We start from the raw sequence: 13,699 nt of genomic DNA on the forward strand, positions 1-13,699 counted from the left end.
GTCACGCAAGCGGGAAGTGCCCGTTGATTGGATTGTGGACAAATGGTTTGCGGAAGGTGCGTTTAGCGGCCTGAATGAAGAAGCGCGCGACATTCTTCTTATTTCGGTCGAAACGGGGTGTCGTCAGAACGAGGTCTACAACCTGCCAGCTTCAGCGATTTGTCTTGATGGCCCGATCCCGCATCTCAGTGTTGAAAACGAGCTGCCAGATGACCCCGAGGAACGACGTGAAGTGAAGAATATGCCCTCGCATCGCAAGATTCCGCTGGTTGGGGTGGCGTTGGCGGCGGCGATGCGTCATCCGCAGGGTTTTCCGAGATATCGCAACAAGAGCAGCTATAGTGCTGCGGTGAACAAATATCTGCGCGCGAACGATCTGCTGCCTGCGGGGGTTACCGTCGGCGGCACAAGACACACGTGAGAAAGCCGTATGAAACGGGCAGGTTATGACACAGATGATCGTGGCGAATTGATGGGACACTCTCTGAAACAGCGCCGGGGGCGTGAGGTCTACGGCGATGATATGGCGCTTGCTGACAGGCTCTCGGTTGCACAAAAGGTCATGCTGGCCGTTCCTGCGCATCTGGCCTGAGAGGGGTGGGTCCTGTCTGCGCAATTTGCGGCCTGCCGGTGCCTTCTAAGACCAATTTGAGAGATATTTTCTGGACCGCGCAATTGCGTCCTGTGTCAACCGTTCCGCTTCCAACTCTTGCTCAAGCCGCAAGAAGATTGGCAGATATGCGTGGTTGGTTTCCAGCAGGGTCGCTACTGTTCGCAGACACGATCTGATGCGTGCGAGCTGAGAACGGCGGAGCAAAATTAGACCACGGTAGCGCCGCCATGTTGGTGGTGCGGGCGGCGTAAAAGCCGTCCACTTTTTCCTTTCTTGCGGCAGCAGGGAGGGCGAGGAGATTTACACCGTGGAACTTTATCTGAAGGTCAGGCTGGCGCGCAGCGAGGGTATGAGCCAGCGGGAGCTGGCGCGCCATTTCAACATATCGCGTGACAGCGTTCGCAAGATGTTGGCGTTCTCGTCGCCGCCTGGATACCGGCGCACGAAGGAGATCAAGCGTCCGAAGCTTGATGGGTTTACGGAGATCATCGTCGGCTGGCTTGAAGGAGACAAGAATGTGCCCCGCAAGCAGCGCCACACGGCGAAGCGGATCCACGAGCGTCTCAAAGCGGAACACAAGTTCACCGGCGGCTATACGATCATCAAGGATTATGTCCGGCAACGCGAACGACGCACCCGTGAGATGTTCGTGCCGCTGGCGCATCCGCCGGGCCATGCGCAGGCCGACTTTGGCGAAGCGTTGGTTGTGATCGGGGGTGTTGAGCAAAAGGCTCACTTCTTTGTCCTGGATTTGCCGCATAGCGATGCCTACTTCGTGCGGGCCTACCCGGCGGCGACGGCGGAGGCGTGGATGGACGGCCATGTGCATGCCTTTGCCTTCTTTGGCGGGGTGCCGCAGTCGGTGCTGTATGACAACGACCGCTGCCTGGTCTCGAAGATCCAGCCCGATGGCGCACGGGTGCGGGCCACGCTGTTCAGCGGGCTGCTGTCGCACTACTTGTTCCGAGACCGCTACGGGCGGCCCGGCAAAGGGAACGATAAGGGCAATGTTGAGGGCATGGTGGGCTATGCCCGCCGCAACCACATGGTGCCGATCCCCGGCTTCCCGGACTGGGAGAGCTTCAACGCCTATCTCGAAGAGCAGTGCCGTGCGCGTTAGGGCGACACCTTGCGGGGGCACACGGAGACGATCGGTGCGCGCCTGCAGCGGGATCTGGCCGAGATGCGCCCCTTGCCAGCCGCTCCCTTTGAGGCTTGCGCACAGGCCAGCGGCCGGGTGAGTTCTCAGTCTTTGGTCCGCTACGACACCAATGATTACTCGGTGCCCGTGGCCTATGGCCATCAGGATGTCTGGGTGCGGGCCATCATGCCAGAGGCATGTCTCCGACATGACGTCGATCAGGTGGTGATTGGCTGCCATGGGGACGTGATCGCACGCCATCCGCGGTGTTACGGGCGCGAGGACATGGTGTTCGACCCGATCCATTACCTCCCGCTGATCGAACGCAAGATCAATGCTTTGGATCAGGCCGCCCCCCTTGCGGAGTGGGACTGACCCGAAGAGTTCGACACGCTGCGCCGCCTGATGGAAGCGCGCATGCTGAAGATTGGGCGCCGCGAGTATGTTCAGGTGCTGCGCCTTCTGGAGTCCTTCGGCATGGAGGAGCTACACACCGCTGTAAAGCAGGCCCTGAAGATGGGCGCGGTCGGCTTTGATGCTGTGAAGCATCTGGTCCTGTGTCAGGTCGAGAAACGGCCACCACGGCTCGACCTCGATGTGTATCCCTACCTGCCACGGGCGCGGGTCGAGACCACCTCAGCGGCCAGTTACATGTCCCTGATGCCGTAGGCTGCGGAATGACCCATGCCCCCGATATCCTGCTGGAGCATCACCTCAAGAGGCTGAAGCTTCCGACAGTCCTGCGCGAGTATCAGAAGGTGGCACGCCAATGCGCCACCGAGGGCCTGGACCATGTCCAGTTCCTGAGGCACCTGGTGGAATTGGAGTTGATCGATCGCGAGCGACGGATGATCGAGCGCCGTATCAAAGCGGCCAAGTTCCCTGCCACCAAGAGCCTCGACAGCTTCGACTTCAAGGCGATCCCCAAACTCAACAGTGAGACCGCGAACGCGATCCGTCCGAGAGAGCGGGTGAACGCAGGTGCTGGAGCTGGCGCGCTGCGACTGGATCGAGCGGCGTGAGAACGTGATCGCCCTCGGTCCAAGCGGCACCGGCAAAACCCACGTCGCCCTAGGCCTGGGGCTCGCCGCCTGCCAGAAAAGGATGACGGTCAGCTTCACCACCGCCGCAGCTCTGGTCAACGAATTGATGGAGGCGCGCGACGAGCGTCGCCTGCTGCGGGTGCAAAAACAAATGGCCAACGCCAAGCTGCTGATCATCGACGAATTGGGCTTCGTCCCGCTCTCCAAAACCGGGGCGGAACTGCTCTTCGAATTGATCTCGCAGCGCTATGAGCGCGGGGCCACGCTGATCACGAGCAACTTGCCCTTCGATGAATGGACGGAAACCTTCGGCACTGAGCGCCTGACCGGGGCGCTCCTCGACCGGCTGACCCATCACGTCAACATCATCGAGATGAATGGCGAGAGTTATCGCCTGGCCCAAAGCCAAGCGCGAAAAGCCACCAAAACCTCCTGATCGAAAACCCATGACTTGGCCCTCACGGGCCAAGGCGGCCAGTCAACCGCCAGCTATATGGAAAGCGCGGCTGACTGGCCGCCTGCGCTCTCGCGACCGTCACACACAATCCCAAAGTGGTCTACTTTTGCGCCGCCCAATGGTCGGTTTTTACTCCGCCGTTGACAGGACCCTGCCTTGCGCGGCAAGCTCAGGGAAATCATGCCCTTCAGACTGGCCTTTTCTGTCGTCATTGGAGCCCAAAACCCTTCGGATCGACAGCACATTAAGCCGAACCGCGTCATCTCAGGCGCATTTTGTTTCGCCCTATCCGGGGCAAGCCTGACGCAGCTTGGTGAGGTTCTGCTTGGCGTGTTCCAGAAATGCCGCAGCGGCGGGGGAAAGCGAGCGGCCGGGCTGGTGAACAAGGCCGATGCGGCGTTTGGCACCAAAGTCGCGGACGGGACGCTGCACCAACCGCTCCATCGGCAGGACGGGCAGCGTGAGCGTGGGCAGGATCGAGATGCCAAGCCCCTCTGCCACCAGCGCCCCCGCAGTGGCAAGGTGAGCCACCTCGAAGCGCGGCGCAAGCGCGACGCCACCGCGTTGGCACGCGCCGTCGAGCAGCTCGCGCACGCTGGTGCCCACCTCCATGACAATCACCGGCATGGCGACAAGCTCTGCCATTGCATAGCTTCTCTCTTCGGCCAGCGGACCATTGGGCGCACCGACGGCAACGAAAGGATCGTCAAGAAGCGGATGGAAGGCGAGGCGCTGGCGTGCCGAGACCGTGCCCGCCGTAAAGCCGATATCTGCCCGTCCGGCCTCGATCGCGTCTACCACGCTTTACGACAGCGCATCGACGATGCGCAGGTCGATTCCGGGATAGATCTCGGCAAAGCTCTTCAGTAGACTTGGCAGAAGGCCGGCGGTGACAGAGGGCAATCCGGCGATGGTAAACCTGCCGCGGGTGGCCGAAAGGTGTGTGTCAAACTCTGCCATGACATCTTCGGCAGTGTTCAGCATCCGTTCCGCCAGACGCGCGAAGGCCCGCCCGGACACGGTAGGAGAGACGTTGCGGGTATCGCGATCAAAAAGCCGGACACCGAGTTGGGCCTCAAGCGCCGCGAGCTGGCGCGAAAGGGCCGAGGGCGACATACCGAGCGTTTCCGCAGCTGTGCGAAAGGAGCCCTGATCCTTCAAGGTCAGGACGATACGGTAGTCGGTGAGCGATGGACTATTGCGCACAATGCACCAATTATCACAAAAATCGCAATTCTCGCAACAGATGAGTTCTGCCATGGTGGGCGCAGACCCCGCGATGCGGGCACCAAGGGAGGATAGTCATGAAACATCTCGTTCACGCCCTGATGGGGGCGACGCTGCTGGCCGGGCCGGTGGTCGCGCAGGATCAGGATCTGCTGATCGGCTCTACCTCGGCGTCGTCCAGCCATTACGGCTATTTCGTCGCCGTCGGTCAGCTTATCAACGAAAACGCCGAAGGGCTGCGCGCCTCGGTTGTTGAAACCGGCGCCACGATGGACAACATCCGCCGCATGGCCCGCGATCAGGTTGACCTTGGTCTGGTCACCACCAACGTTGCCCAGCACGCCGTCGCGGGCACCAATGCCTTTGACGGCAACCCGCAAGACCTCAAGCTGCTCTGGGTTTACACCGGCGCGCCGCAGAATGTCGTGGTACGGGCCGATGCCGGTGTGCAAACCCTTGAGGGGCTCGGGGGCGTGCGCTTCAATCCCGGCATCAAGGGGTCGGCCACCGAGGCCACCACCGAGGCGGTATTCAGTACCCTTGGCCTGAGCGCGGATTACGTGCGCGGCTCGACCACCGATGTGGTTGGCATGATCAAGGACAACCGCATCGCAGGCTACGTGAAATCCGGCTCGGGCAACAAGCTCGACGGCTCCACGATGGACATCGCCACCTCGACCGACATCGCCATTCTGGGCCTCAGCCCCGAACAGGCCGACAAGCTGCGCGCCGAGATGCCTGATATCTCTGTGGTCGACATTCCCGAAGGGGCTGCCGACGGCGTGCCCGCCTATACCACATGGAGCTTTGGCGTCGGGGTCGCCGCGCCCGCCGCGATGGACGAGGACACCGCCTACAAGATCGTCAAGGCGATCATGGAGGACGATACCGCGCAGGCCAATGCCATGGCCAGCCTGAAGGGTGCCAGCCTTGCCGATATGACGCTTCAGTTCGGCACTGTGCCGCTGCACCCCGGTGCCGCGCGCTGGTTCGAGGAACAGGGCATCGACCTGCCTTCCAAGCTTCAGCCGTCCGAATAAGCGGGCCGCCATGACAGCCATGCGCATTCAGAAGGGGCTGGCGATCCTCGTCGGTCTCTTCGTTCTCTACACCGCCGCGACCGGCCCTTTTGAGGGGCTGATCCAGCGGGCGCTGTTTCTTGCGCTCGTCACCGCACTCGGCTTTGCGCTTTATCCGCTGGGTGCGGGTAAGCCATGGCGGCCTGTGGGGCTGGCGGTGGACCTTGCGTTGAGCGCCATCACCCTAGCGGCCTGCGCCTATGTGGTGGTGAACTACGACCGCATCATGACCGAGCTGCCTTGGGCCAGCGGGCTTGATATGGCGCTGACGGCTGGGCTGGTACTGGCCGTTCTGGAACTCGGTCGGCGCACGGTCGGGCTGATCTTCCCCATCCTCGTGCTTGCGGGTCTTGGTTATGCGCTGTTCGGCAACCTTCTGCCCGGACCGCTGAGGCATCGTGGCTTCGGGGTGGATTTTGTGACCGAAACAATCTTTCTCGGCGATCTCGGGATCTGGGGCATGCTCACCGGTGTCGCGGCCACGGTGATCGCGGCATTCGTCCTCTTTGGCGCGCTGCTGCTGCATACCGGCGGCGGACAGGCCTTCATGGATCTCGCCATGCGGCTTGGTGGCCGCCAGCCGGGTGGGGCGGCCAAGATCGCGACCATCGCCAGCGGGCTTTTCGGGATGATTTCGGGCTCTGCCGTGGCCAATGTGGCGACTACGGGCAACTTTACCATCCCGATGATGATCCGGCTGGGGTATCCCCGCCCCTTCGCCGCCGCTGTCGAGGCCGTGGCCTCTACCGGCGGGCAGATCGCCCCACCGATCATGGGCGCGGCTGCCTTCGTGATGGCCGAGATCCTCGGCGTGCCCTACCTCACCATCATCGTCGCCGCGATCCTGCCTGCTGTGCTTTTTTACCTTTCGGTTTTCATGACAGTGCATTTCGTCGCCCTCAAGCGCGGCCTTGCCGTGGTCCCAGACACCGACATGCCAGAATGGCGCACCATCCTTGCCCCGCGCCGGGTGCTGCCGATCCTTGCCGCGCTTGGTGGTCTTGGCTTTGGTATCTGGCTCGGGCGCTCTGTTGCCACATCGGCTTTCTACGGCATCCTTGGCCTGCTTGTTGCCTTCATCAGCACCGAAACCGGGCGGCTGTCGTTGCGCCAGATGGCGGGCAAGCTGATCGACGGGCTGGAAGACGCGGGCAAGGGGCTCGTGATCATCGGCGTGCTGCTTGCCGGGGCGCAGGTGTTGGTGTCGATGATCAATCTCACCGGAATCGGTGTGACCCTCTCGTCGCTGATCGTCTCGGTCGCGGGGGACAGCATGGTGCTGGTGGCGTTGATCGTCGGTGTGGTCTGCCTGATCATGGGTATGGGCCTTCCGACCACCGCCGCCTATGTGCTGGTCGCCGCCGTGCTGGCCCCTGCCATGACGGCTGTGGGGGTGGACCCGCTGGCGGCTCATCTCTTCGTCTTCTACTTTGCCACGATCTCGGTGATCACCCCGCCGGTTTGCGTGGCGGTCTTTGTGGGGTCGGGTATCGCCGGTTGCAACTGGCTGCCTGCCTCAGGCGAGGCCGTGAGACTGGGTGCGGTGACCTATATCGTGCCTTTTCTGCTGTTGCTCTATCCCGGCATGCTGCTTGGCGGCGGGCCGCTGGATATTCTTGAGGCGATCGCAGCCGGACTGGCGCTGGTTGTCGCGGTGCCCGCCCTTCTGGCCGGGATGTCGCTTTTCGGGCAAAGGCTGCTTGATACGGCGATCTATATTGTGGTCATCGCGTTGGCGATATATCCGCACCCGGTCACGCCCTTCGTCGCTTTGGCACTTCTCGCTGCCGCCTACCGGTTCGGACGACCCCAGCGGAGGGCCGTGGCATGAGCGTGATCCGGATCGGCACCGGCGCAGGCTTTCAGGGCGACAGGTTGGCGCCCGCGATCGACCTCGCCGAGCGCGGCGCGCTTGACTACCTGGTGTTCGAATGTCTGGGTGAGCGCACCATCGCGCTGGCCCAGAAGGCCCGCATCTGCGATCCATCCCAAGGCTATGACCCGCTGCTAGAGCGGCGGATGCGCGCGGTGCTGCCGGCCTGTGCGCGCGGCGGCACCCGGATCGTCACCAATATGGGGGCGGCCAATCCGCTTGCTGCGGCACGGAAAACCGCCGAGATCGCGAAAGAGCTTGGCCTGACCGGCCTGAAGGTCGCAGCGGTGACCGGCGATGACGTGCTGGACCGGATCGGGCCCTGCGTGCTGGACGAGACCGGCACCCCGGCTGCGGACTTGGGGGATCGTCTCGTTTCCGCCAATGCCTATATCGGCTGCGGCGGCCTTGTCGCCGCGCTGGAGGCTGGGGCCGATGTGGTGATCTGTGGGCGCGCGTCTGATCCGGCGCTCTTTCTTGCCCCGATGGTGTATGAGTTCGGCTGGGCGCGCGACGACTGGACGCGGCTTGGTCGCGGCGTGCTTGTCGGTCACCTGCTGGAATGCGCGGCCCAGATCACTGGCGGATACTTTGCCGATCCCGGCGTGAAGGACGTGCCGGACCTCGCGCATATCGGCCACCCGCTGGCCGAGGTGGATGCGATGGGCAACGCCGTCCTTACCAAACTGCCCGGCACCGGCGGGCAGATCTCGCGCGCCACCTGCATCGAGCAACTGCTCTATGAAATCCACGACCCGGCGCGTTATCTGCAACCCGATGTCGTCGCCGACTTCTCGGGCGTCACATTCGAGCAGATAAACCCCGACCGCATCGCTGTCTCTGGCGGCAGTGGCCACCCCGCAACCGGCCACCTGAAAGTCTCGGTCGGCTACCGCGACGGCTGGCTGGGCGAGGGGCAGATAAGCTATGCCGGGGCCAATTGCGTTGCCCGTGGCGCGCTTGCCATCGAGTTGGTACAGGCACGGCTCAGCCCTCTGGGCGCGGCCATCCGCGAAACGCGGGGAGAGCTGATTGGGGTCAACGCGATCTGGGCCGGAGGCAAGGCCGTTGCCGGGGCACCGGAGATTCGGATGCGCTTTGCCGCGCGCTGCGACAGCGTTGAAACGGCCCGCAGGGTGAGCGAGGAGGTCGAAGGGCTCTATCTCGCCGGGCCGGCCGGGGGCGGCGGGGTCAGCGGCAGCCAGCGCGAGATTCTGGCCATCGCCTCTACCCTGATACCCGCCGAGTCTGTCAAAACAGTCGTCGAGATGAAGGAGGTGCAGGGTGAGACTGCATGACATCGCCCACGCCCGCACTGGCGACAAGGGCGATATTTCGAACATTTCGCTGATCGCGTATGATCCGGCGCACTGGCCGCTTATCCGCGACACGATCACGCCTGACCGCGTGGCGGGTCATTTCGGTTGTTTTGCCCCGGACACGATCACCCGTTACGAGTTGCCACAACTCCATGCGCTGAACTTCGTCATTCGGGGTGCCCTGACCGGCGGGGTGACGCGCTCTCTCGCGCTCGATGCACATGGGAAATGCCTTGCCTCCGTCTTGCTTGAGATGGATATCGCCCCGACGTCAGGGCATGATGCACAGGCTTGAAAGGGCCCGCCCCGTCGGCCCTCAGCGGTTCGTGACAACATCCATGACGGCCTGTGACAGGTCGATCACCGCGCCATTGCGCGTTGCAAAATCCGCATCTGCGTCTGACAGGAAAACCGAGATAAAGTAAGCGGACTGATCCGGCGGCGTCACCATGGCGATTACGTTGCGGTTGAATTTCCCGCTGCCCGACCGGTCAGCATCGTTGCCAGCGTCGCCGCCATCGCTTCGGGCGTTGTCGTATCGCGGGGATCGCCGGGGGCAAATGTATTCAACTCAGGCTCGCGCCGGTCCAGCCGACTGATCGGGTCCCCGATCTCGCGCAAAAAGGCCGTCACGTCCTCGGGGCCGCCGATGCGGTCGATCAGCAGGTTGGTCGCGGTGTTATCGCTCATGTCAAGCGCGGCAAAACACAGATCGCCGATTGTCATCATGTTGGGCTCTGTTGCACAAATCCCGTAAGGGATTCATCTCGTGAATCCAGTGGGGTAGCTGAGTTGCATGAGCAGACCCACACCCCCGTCTACAAGACCAGGAACTGGCCGGCCTATAACGAAGCGCTCAAGCGCCGTGGCTCACTGACGATCTGGTTCGATCCCGCCATGACCTGGGAGGCCGCGCCGACCGGAAAGCGTGGTCGCAAGCCCGACTGCAGCGATGCTGCCATCCAGGCCTGCCTTACAATGAAAGTGCTGTTCGGCATGGCGCTGAGGCAGACGACAGGTTTTGTCGAGAGCTTGCTGCGGCTGATCGGCATGGACTGGGCGGTGCCAAACTTCAGCACCCTGAGCCGTCGCCAGAAGACCTTGAAGGTAAACATTCCTTACCGTGGATCAGGCGGCCCGTTGCACCTGCTGGTCGACAGCACAGGCATCAAGATCAAGGGTGAAGGTGAATGGAACGCGCGCAAGCACGGTGGCACCAAACGCCGTGTATGGCGCAAAATCCACGTTGGAATTGACGAGAAAACACTCGAAATCCGGGCTGCGGAGTTCACCACCAGCAATGTCGGCGACGCGCCATTCGTCGGGCAAACAGTCCCCCGGACTGTTTGCTGATCCTCCTCATTGCCCGAACTTCTCGACCAGATCCCGCCCGATCAGGAGATTGGCAGCGTCACCGCCGACGGTGCCTTCGACACCCGCAAGTGCCATGATGCCATAGCCGCTCGCGGCGCTACGGCCATCATACCACCCCGCAAAAATGCCAAACCATGGAAGCCCGATAGCTCCGGGGCGATTGCGCGGAACGAGGCGCTTCGCGCGTCAAAACGCTTCGGTCGAACTATCTGGCGACGATGGAGCGGTTACCACCGCCGGAGCCGCGTCGAGACCAAGATGCATTGTATGAAACTGCTGGGCCAACGTCTGGCCGCTCGGGACTTCGACCGTCAGGTTGCCGAGTTCCAGATCCGTGTCGCTGTCCTGAACGGCTTCACAGCGCTCGGCATACCCGTCACGGAAGCTGTGGGATGACTCTGTCCGGGGAAAGGGAAACCTCGGCCATCAACTGATTTGTGCAACAGAGTCTCGCAAGGGGATACGGGTCGTGTCGCTGACCAAACAAGCCCAGGGTAGTAACCGGACCAAATCCTCGGTGCGGGTTCGGGTCGAGCACATCTTCGGCGCGCAAACCAACGACATGGGTGGCACGCTGGTGCGCACGATCGGCATCGCATGCGCCAAAGCCAAGATCGGCTTGAAGAACATCGCCTACAACATGCGACGCCTCGTCCAGTTGCACCGCATCAACCCCTGAGGAAATTGGCACCTCGGTCGTCAGGTGGTTTGCGCAACAGAGCCAGTGTAGTTCCACAATATCTGGCTACGCTTCGAGAGTTCCGCCGAAGGCCTTCGGCACGAGGTCATCCTGGCGTTCGCCACTTCGGATCAAACCCAGGATCTTATCCGCCACGCGGTCCGGTGAATGGATGGCTGAGCCAACATTACGCAATTCAGTTTCAGCCGCCGCCTCGCCCTCCTGAACGGAGCCGTAGAATTCGGTGTCGGTCACGAAGGGGTAGATCGTTGAGACGGCAATGTTGATGTCCGCCAATTCGGTCCGGGCGACATCAGACAGCATGTTCAGCGCCGATTTGGAACTCGTGTATGCTGCGGCCCCCGGTAGGATGCCGAATGTCGCGCCGGAGCTGACGTTGACAATGGCCCCGCTTCCCGGGCTTCGCATCTGTGGCAGGACGGCCTGCATCATCGCCAGCGGCGCGATCGTGTTGAGGTCAAGCAACGCGCGATAGGCGGCGATGTCGATCTCCTCGACGGGCGCGTAAAAGCCGCGACCGGCGTTGTTGATTAGAACGTCGATCCGCCCGAAGGCCGCGATAATCTTGTCGATTGCGTTTCGGATCTGCGCGGGCTTGGTCACGTCGCAGGGAAAGGCCAGGGCGTTGGGACCCAGATCGGCGACGAGCGCATTCAACCGATTCTCTCGCCGCGCGACCAAGGCAACGCGCGCACCTCTCTTGATGGCGGCCTTGGCCGTCGCCAAGCCAATGCCGGAGGACGCGCCGGTGATGATGATATTAGATGTCTTGATATCCATGGATATTTCCTTTGTCGTGCGTTTCGGTCAGATTCAGATGGCGGATAAAGCCCGATGCCCTGTAAGGCAGAAGATACTACGGCAAGGCTGCAGGGGCCTGTCCGATAAAATCAAAAACTTGCATAATTCTATCAAAGTTGTATGTCCTCACGATTATGCCGCTGCCCCAAATGATCTCTGCCATGCCGACTCTGGTCGCACGACTTGCCAGCCACCATCCAGAAGGGGAGACGCAGACAGGCCTGCGCTCGGTTCATATCCTCAAGGTCGTGACCCCCGGCGAGCTTGCTCCGGAGATCCAGAAGCCTGTCGTCAGTTTGATTTTGCAGGGCGAGAAGCGGTTACTGATTGGAAGCGAGGTCCTGCGGTATCGCCGTGGCGACACCTACGTCTCGGCGGTCGATCTGCCGACACGGATCGATATTATGGGTTGTTCGCGGAAAAATCCTTATCTGGCGGTCTCGCTCCGGCCTGATCCGGCCATGCTTGCCGATCTGCTCAAGCCGTCAGAGGCACCGGTCACCGCGCGCGCCCCGCGTGCCTTTGCCGTCCATACGGCAGACGAGAACCTGCTGGACGCTTATCGAAGGCTCCTTCACATTATCGACCGACCGGGCGACTTGGATGTGCTGGGTCCGCTGATTGAGCGCGAGATCCTGTTTCGCCTGTTGCAGGGTCCGCAGGGGCCGGTGCTGCGCAAGATTGCCGTCGGCAATGGGCAGCACGACGACAGCATCGCCCGTGCGATACGCTTGATCCGGAAGAGATACACGGAGCCGATCCGCGCTGAGGATCTGGCTGACGCTGCGAGGATGAGCCTTCCCACCTTCTACCGCCATTTCAAGGCAGAGACGGGCATGTCACCCCTACAATACCGCACCCGGCTGCGGCTTTACGAGGCGCGCAGCAGATTGCTTCTATCAAAGGGGCCTATCGCCGACCTGGCCTTCAGTCTCGGGTATGAAAACGCCTCGCAGTTCTCGCGAGAATATGCCCGGGAATTCGGAGGCCCGCCAGCGAAAGACAGGGAGCGCCTGCGAATGACGGCGGCCCCACACAAGAGGGGCTGGGCGCGATGATCATGGGCATTCTTGTCATCGGCATCATTGCCTATGCGTTCGATCTCCTGATGCGGATCATTGAGCGCCGCCTCGTGCCATGGAAGGGCCGGGTTTGATGGTTCGTCCAGAAAACAAAGAAAGTCCGCACGCCGCGCCCACATCCAGTTTCGCATTTTGACAGACGAAAGGCTTTGCAACAGCGATCCTTAGAACCGCTGACGATCAAGGCCCGCAACGGCGAGGGTGAGGCAGTTTCATTCCAGACCGGTTGAAGCGCGCGATTGAAAAGCATTTACCGAAGATCACACGCAGCACCTCAGATCAGGTAGGTTACGACGGTAGCGGCCTCCCGCAACCATAAATACTATACTTTGCATTACCTCTTGTTTACCGGAGATTTTTTTGTTGTTCGGGCTTTCGCGTGTCACCAAGGCTCAGCGCCAGAATGCCCGCCAGTGCGCCGTGCAGGTCGAGTTGCGGCGCCATGCGCTTGCCGCCTGTGGGCACCGGCGTGACCACGATCTTGTCGATCAGGCTGCGGATCGCTTCGCGGGCGTCACCCTCGCCGTCCGGCTCGGCCAGCTGAGTGATAAGGGCCTTGATACGGGCGTGATAGGTCTCGGCCATCTTGGGGTGGATGCGCAGGGCGGCGTCCTTGGCCGGGGTGGCGGCCAGATCGGCCTCCAGCTGCTTTTGCCGCGCTTCAAGCTGCGCCATGCGGTCCTTGATCGGCTCGGCGGGTGTGCCTGCCTGTAAATCGGCATGCCAAATCTCCATCTGCTCACGCAGACCTTCTCGCACGCGCGTCACGCGTCAGGAACAAATCAAATCAATAGGGCGTAGCCGTCGCATACGGTTTACCGGAGAGCAAAAAGCTCGGAAGGTAAGCTATGACCAAGGGAAACCCAGGGACCCGTTTTTCGACCGAGTTACGTGGGCGTGCGGTGCGCATGGTCTTGGAGAATGAGGCGGATTATAAGTCACGGTCGCAGGCGATTGCCTCGATTTCAGAGGAATTTGGATGCAGCCGCG

Annotated in this window: 11 protein-coding genes and 5 pseudogenes; 10 read left to right on the plus strand and 6 right to left on the minus strand. The window is 61.8% G+C overall.

Features of this window, described 5'->3' with window-relative positions; translation table 11 throughout:
- The 3 genes and pseudogenes from ABIE58_RS19145 to istB form a co-directional block, all read left to right on the plus strand.
- A partial coding sequence (locus ABIE58_RS19145; protein ID WP_502950121.1) for a site-specific integrase occupies positions 1-421 on the plus strand: 421 nt, incomplete at its 5' end.
- Positions 422-920: 499 nt separating this feature from the next.
- Positions 921-2,423 (plus strand): annotated as a pseudogene (istA, locus tag ABIE58_RS19150) (IS21 family transposase).
- A gap of 8 nt (positions 2,424-2,431) precedes the next feature.
- A pseudogene (istB, locus tag ABIE58_RS19155) lies at positions 2,432-3,233 on the plus strand (IS21-like element helper ATPase IstB).
- Between the two features lie 306 nt (positions 3,234-3,539).
- Here istB and ABIE58_RS19160 read toward each other — a convergent pair.
- Both ABIE58_RS19160 and ABIE58_RS19165 read right to left on the minus strand, forming a co-directional pair.
- Positions 3,540-4,055, minus strand: a complete 516-nt coding sequence (locus ABIE58_RS19160; protein ID WP_354546247.1) for a LysR substrate-binding domain-containing protein — start codon at positions 4,053-4,055, stop codon at positions 3,540-3,542.
- A 3-nt stretch (positions 4,056-4,058) separates the two neighbouring features.
- On the minus strand, positions 4,059-4,514 hold the full coding sequence (locus ABIE58_RS19165) for a LysR family transcriptional regulator (RefSeq protein ID WP_354546248.1): 456 nt from the start codon (positions 4,512-4,514) through the stop codon (positions 4,059-4,061).
- Positions 4,515-4,558: 44 nt separating this feature from the next.
- Here ABIE58_RS19165 and ABIE58_RS19170 point away from each other — a divergent pair, with 44 nt between their 5' ends.
- Genes ABIE58_RS19170 through ABIE58_RS19185 form a run of 4 tightly spaced genes read left to right on the plus strand, consistent with a single transcriptional unit; the run spans position 4,559 to position 9,047 of the window.
- Positions 4,559-5,521: a TAXI family TRAP transporter solute-binding subunit gene (locus tag ABIE58_RS19170; RefSeq protein WP_354546249.1), complete on the plus strand. Its 963-nt coding sequence runs from the start codon at positions 4,559-4,561 to the stop codon at positions 5,519-5,521.
- A gap of 10 nt (positions 5,522-5,531) precedes the next feature.
- A complete protein-coding gene (locus ABIE58_RS19175; protein WP_354546250.1) occupies positions 5,532-7,391 on the plus strand; it encodes a TRAP transporter permease in 1,860 nt (619 codons plus the stop codon).
- Entirely contained in the window at positions 7,388-8,731 is a 1,344-nt protein-coding gene (locus ABIE58_RS19180; RefSeq protein ID WP_354546251.1) for an acyclic terpene utilization AtuA family protein, read from the plus strand. The genes ABIE58_RS19175 and ABIE58_RS19180 overlap by 4 nt, the downstream gene beginning before the upstream one ends.
- Positions 8,718-9,047, plus strand: a complete 330-nt coding sequence (locus ABIE58_RS19185; RefSeq protein WP_354546252.1) for an AtuA-related protein — start codon at positions 8,718-8,720, stop codon at positions 9,045-9,047. The genes ABIE58_RS19180 and ABIE58_RS19185 overlap by 14 nt, the downstream gene beginning before the upstream one ends.
- A 21-nt stretch (positions 9,048-9,068) precedes the next feature.
- Here ABIE58_RS19185 and ABIE58_RS19190 read toward each other — a convergent pair whose 3' ends face one another.
- Together ABIE58_RS19190 and ABIE58_RS19195 are read right to left on the minus strand one after the other, a co-directional pair.
- A complete protein-coding gene (locus tag ABIE58_RS19190; RefSeq protein WP_354546253.1) occupies positions 9,069-9,203 on the minus strand; it encodes a hypothetical protein in 135 nt (44 codons plus the stop codon).
- Between the two features lie 23 nt (positions 9,204-9,226).
- Positions 9,227-9,478, minus strand: a pseudogene (locus tag ABIE58_RS19195) (serine hydrolase); the annotation flags it as partial.
- 70 nt (positions 9,479-9,548) lie between these two features.
- Between ABIE58_RS19195 and ABIE58_RS19200 the strand changes: the two are divergent.
- A pseudogene (locus tag ABIE58_RS19200) lies at positions 9,549-10,522 on the plus strand (IS5 family transposase).
- 55 nt (positions 10,523-10,577) lie between these two features.
- Positions 10,578-10,805, plus strand: a pseudogene (locus ABIE58_RS19205) (transposase); the annotation flags it as partial.
- 66 nt (positions 10,806-10,871) lie between these two features.
- Here ABIE58_RS19205 and ABIE58_RS19210 read toward each other — a convergent pair.
- Positions 10,872-11,606: an SDR family oxidoreductase gene (locus ABIE58_RS19210; protein ID WP_354546254.1), complete on the minus strand. Its 735-nt coding sequence runs from the start codon at positions 11,604-11,606 to the stop codon at positions 10,872-10,874.
- 137 nt (positions 11,607-11,743) lie between these two features.
- On the opposite strand from ABIE58_RS19210, the gene ABIE58_RS19215 reads away from it, so the two are divergent.
- On the plus strand, positions 11,744-12,685 hold the full coding sequence (locus ABIE58_RS19215; RefSeq protein ID WP_354546255.1) for an AraC family transcriptional regulator: 942 nt from the start codon (positions 11,744-11,746) through the stop codon (positions 12,683-12,685).
- Between the two features lie 369 nt (positions 12,686-13,054).
- Here ABIE58_RS19215 and ABIE58_RS19220 read toward each other — a convergent pair whose 3' ends face one another.
- Entirely contained in the window at positions 13,055-13,444 is a 390-nt protein-coding gene (locus tag ABIE58_RS19220; RefSeq protein ID WP_354546256.1) for a hypothetical protein, read from the minus strand.
- Positions 13,445-13,699: the final 255 nt, after the last annotated feature.

The organism is Roseovarius sp. MBR-78 (assembly GCF_040547535.1).
Taxonomy (GTDB): Bacteria; Pseudomonadota; Alphaproteobacteria; order Rhodobacterales; family Rhodobacteraceae; genus Roseovarius.

Coding starts and splice junctions, on each gene's coding strand:
- ABIE58_RS19165 (WP_354546248.1), bottom strand. CDS start 4,514: ATGGCAGAACTCATCTGTTGCGAGAATTGCGATTTTTGTGATAATTGG.
- ABIE58_RS19210 (WP_354546254.1), bottom strand. CDS start 11,606: ATGGATATCAAGACATCTAATATCATCATCACCGGCGCGTCCTCCGGC.
- ABIE58_RS19170 (WP_354546249.1), top strand. CDS start 4,559: ATGAAACATCTCGTTCACGCCCTGATGGGGGCGACGCTGCTGGCCGGG.
- ABIE58_RS19175 (WP_354546250.1), top strand. CDS start 5,532: ATGACAGCCATGCGCATTCAGAAGGGGCTGGCGATCCTCGTCGGTCTC.
- ABIE58_RS19190 (WP_354546253.1), bottom strand. CDS start 9,203: ATGGTGACGCCGCCGGATCAGTCCGCTTACTTTATCTCGGTTTTCCTG.
- ABIE58_RS19180 (WP_354546251.1), top strand. CDS start 7,388: ATGAGCGTGATCCGGATCGGCACCGGCGCAGGCTTTCAGGGCGACAGG.
- ABIE58_RS19220 (WP_354546256.1), bottom strand. CDS start 13,444: ATGGAGATTTGGCATGCCGATTTACAGGCAGGCACACCCGCCGAGCCG.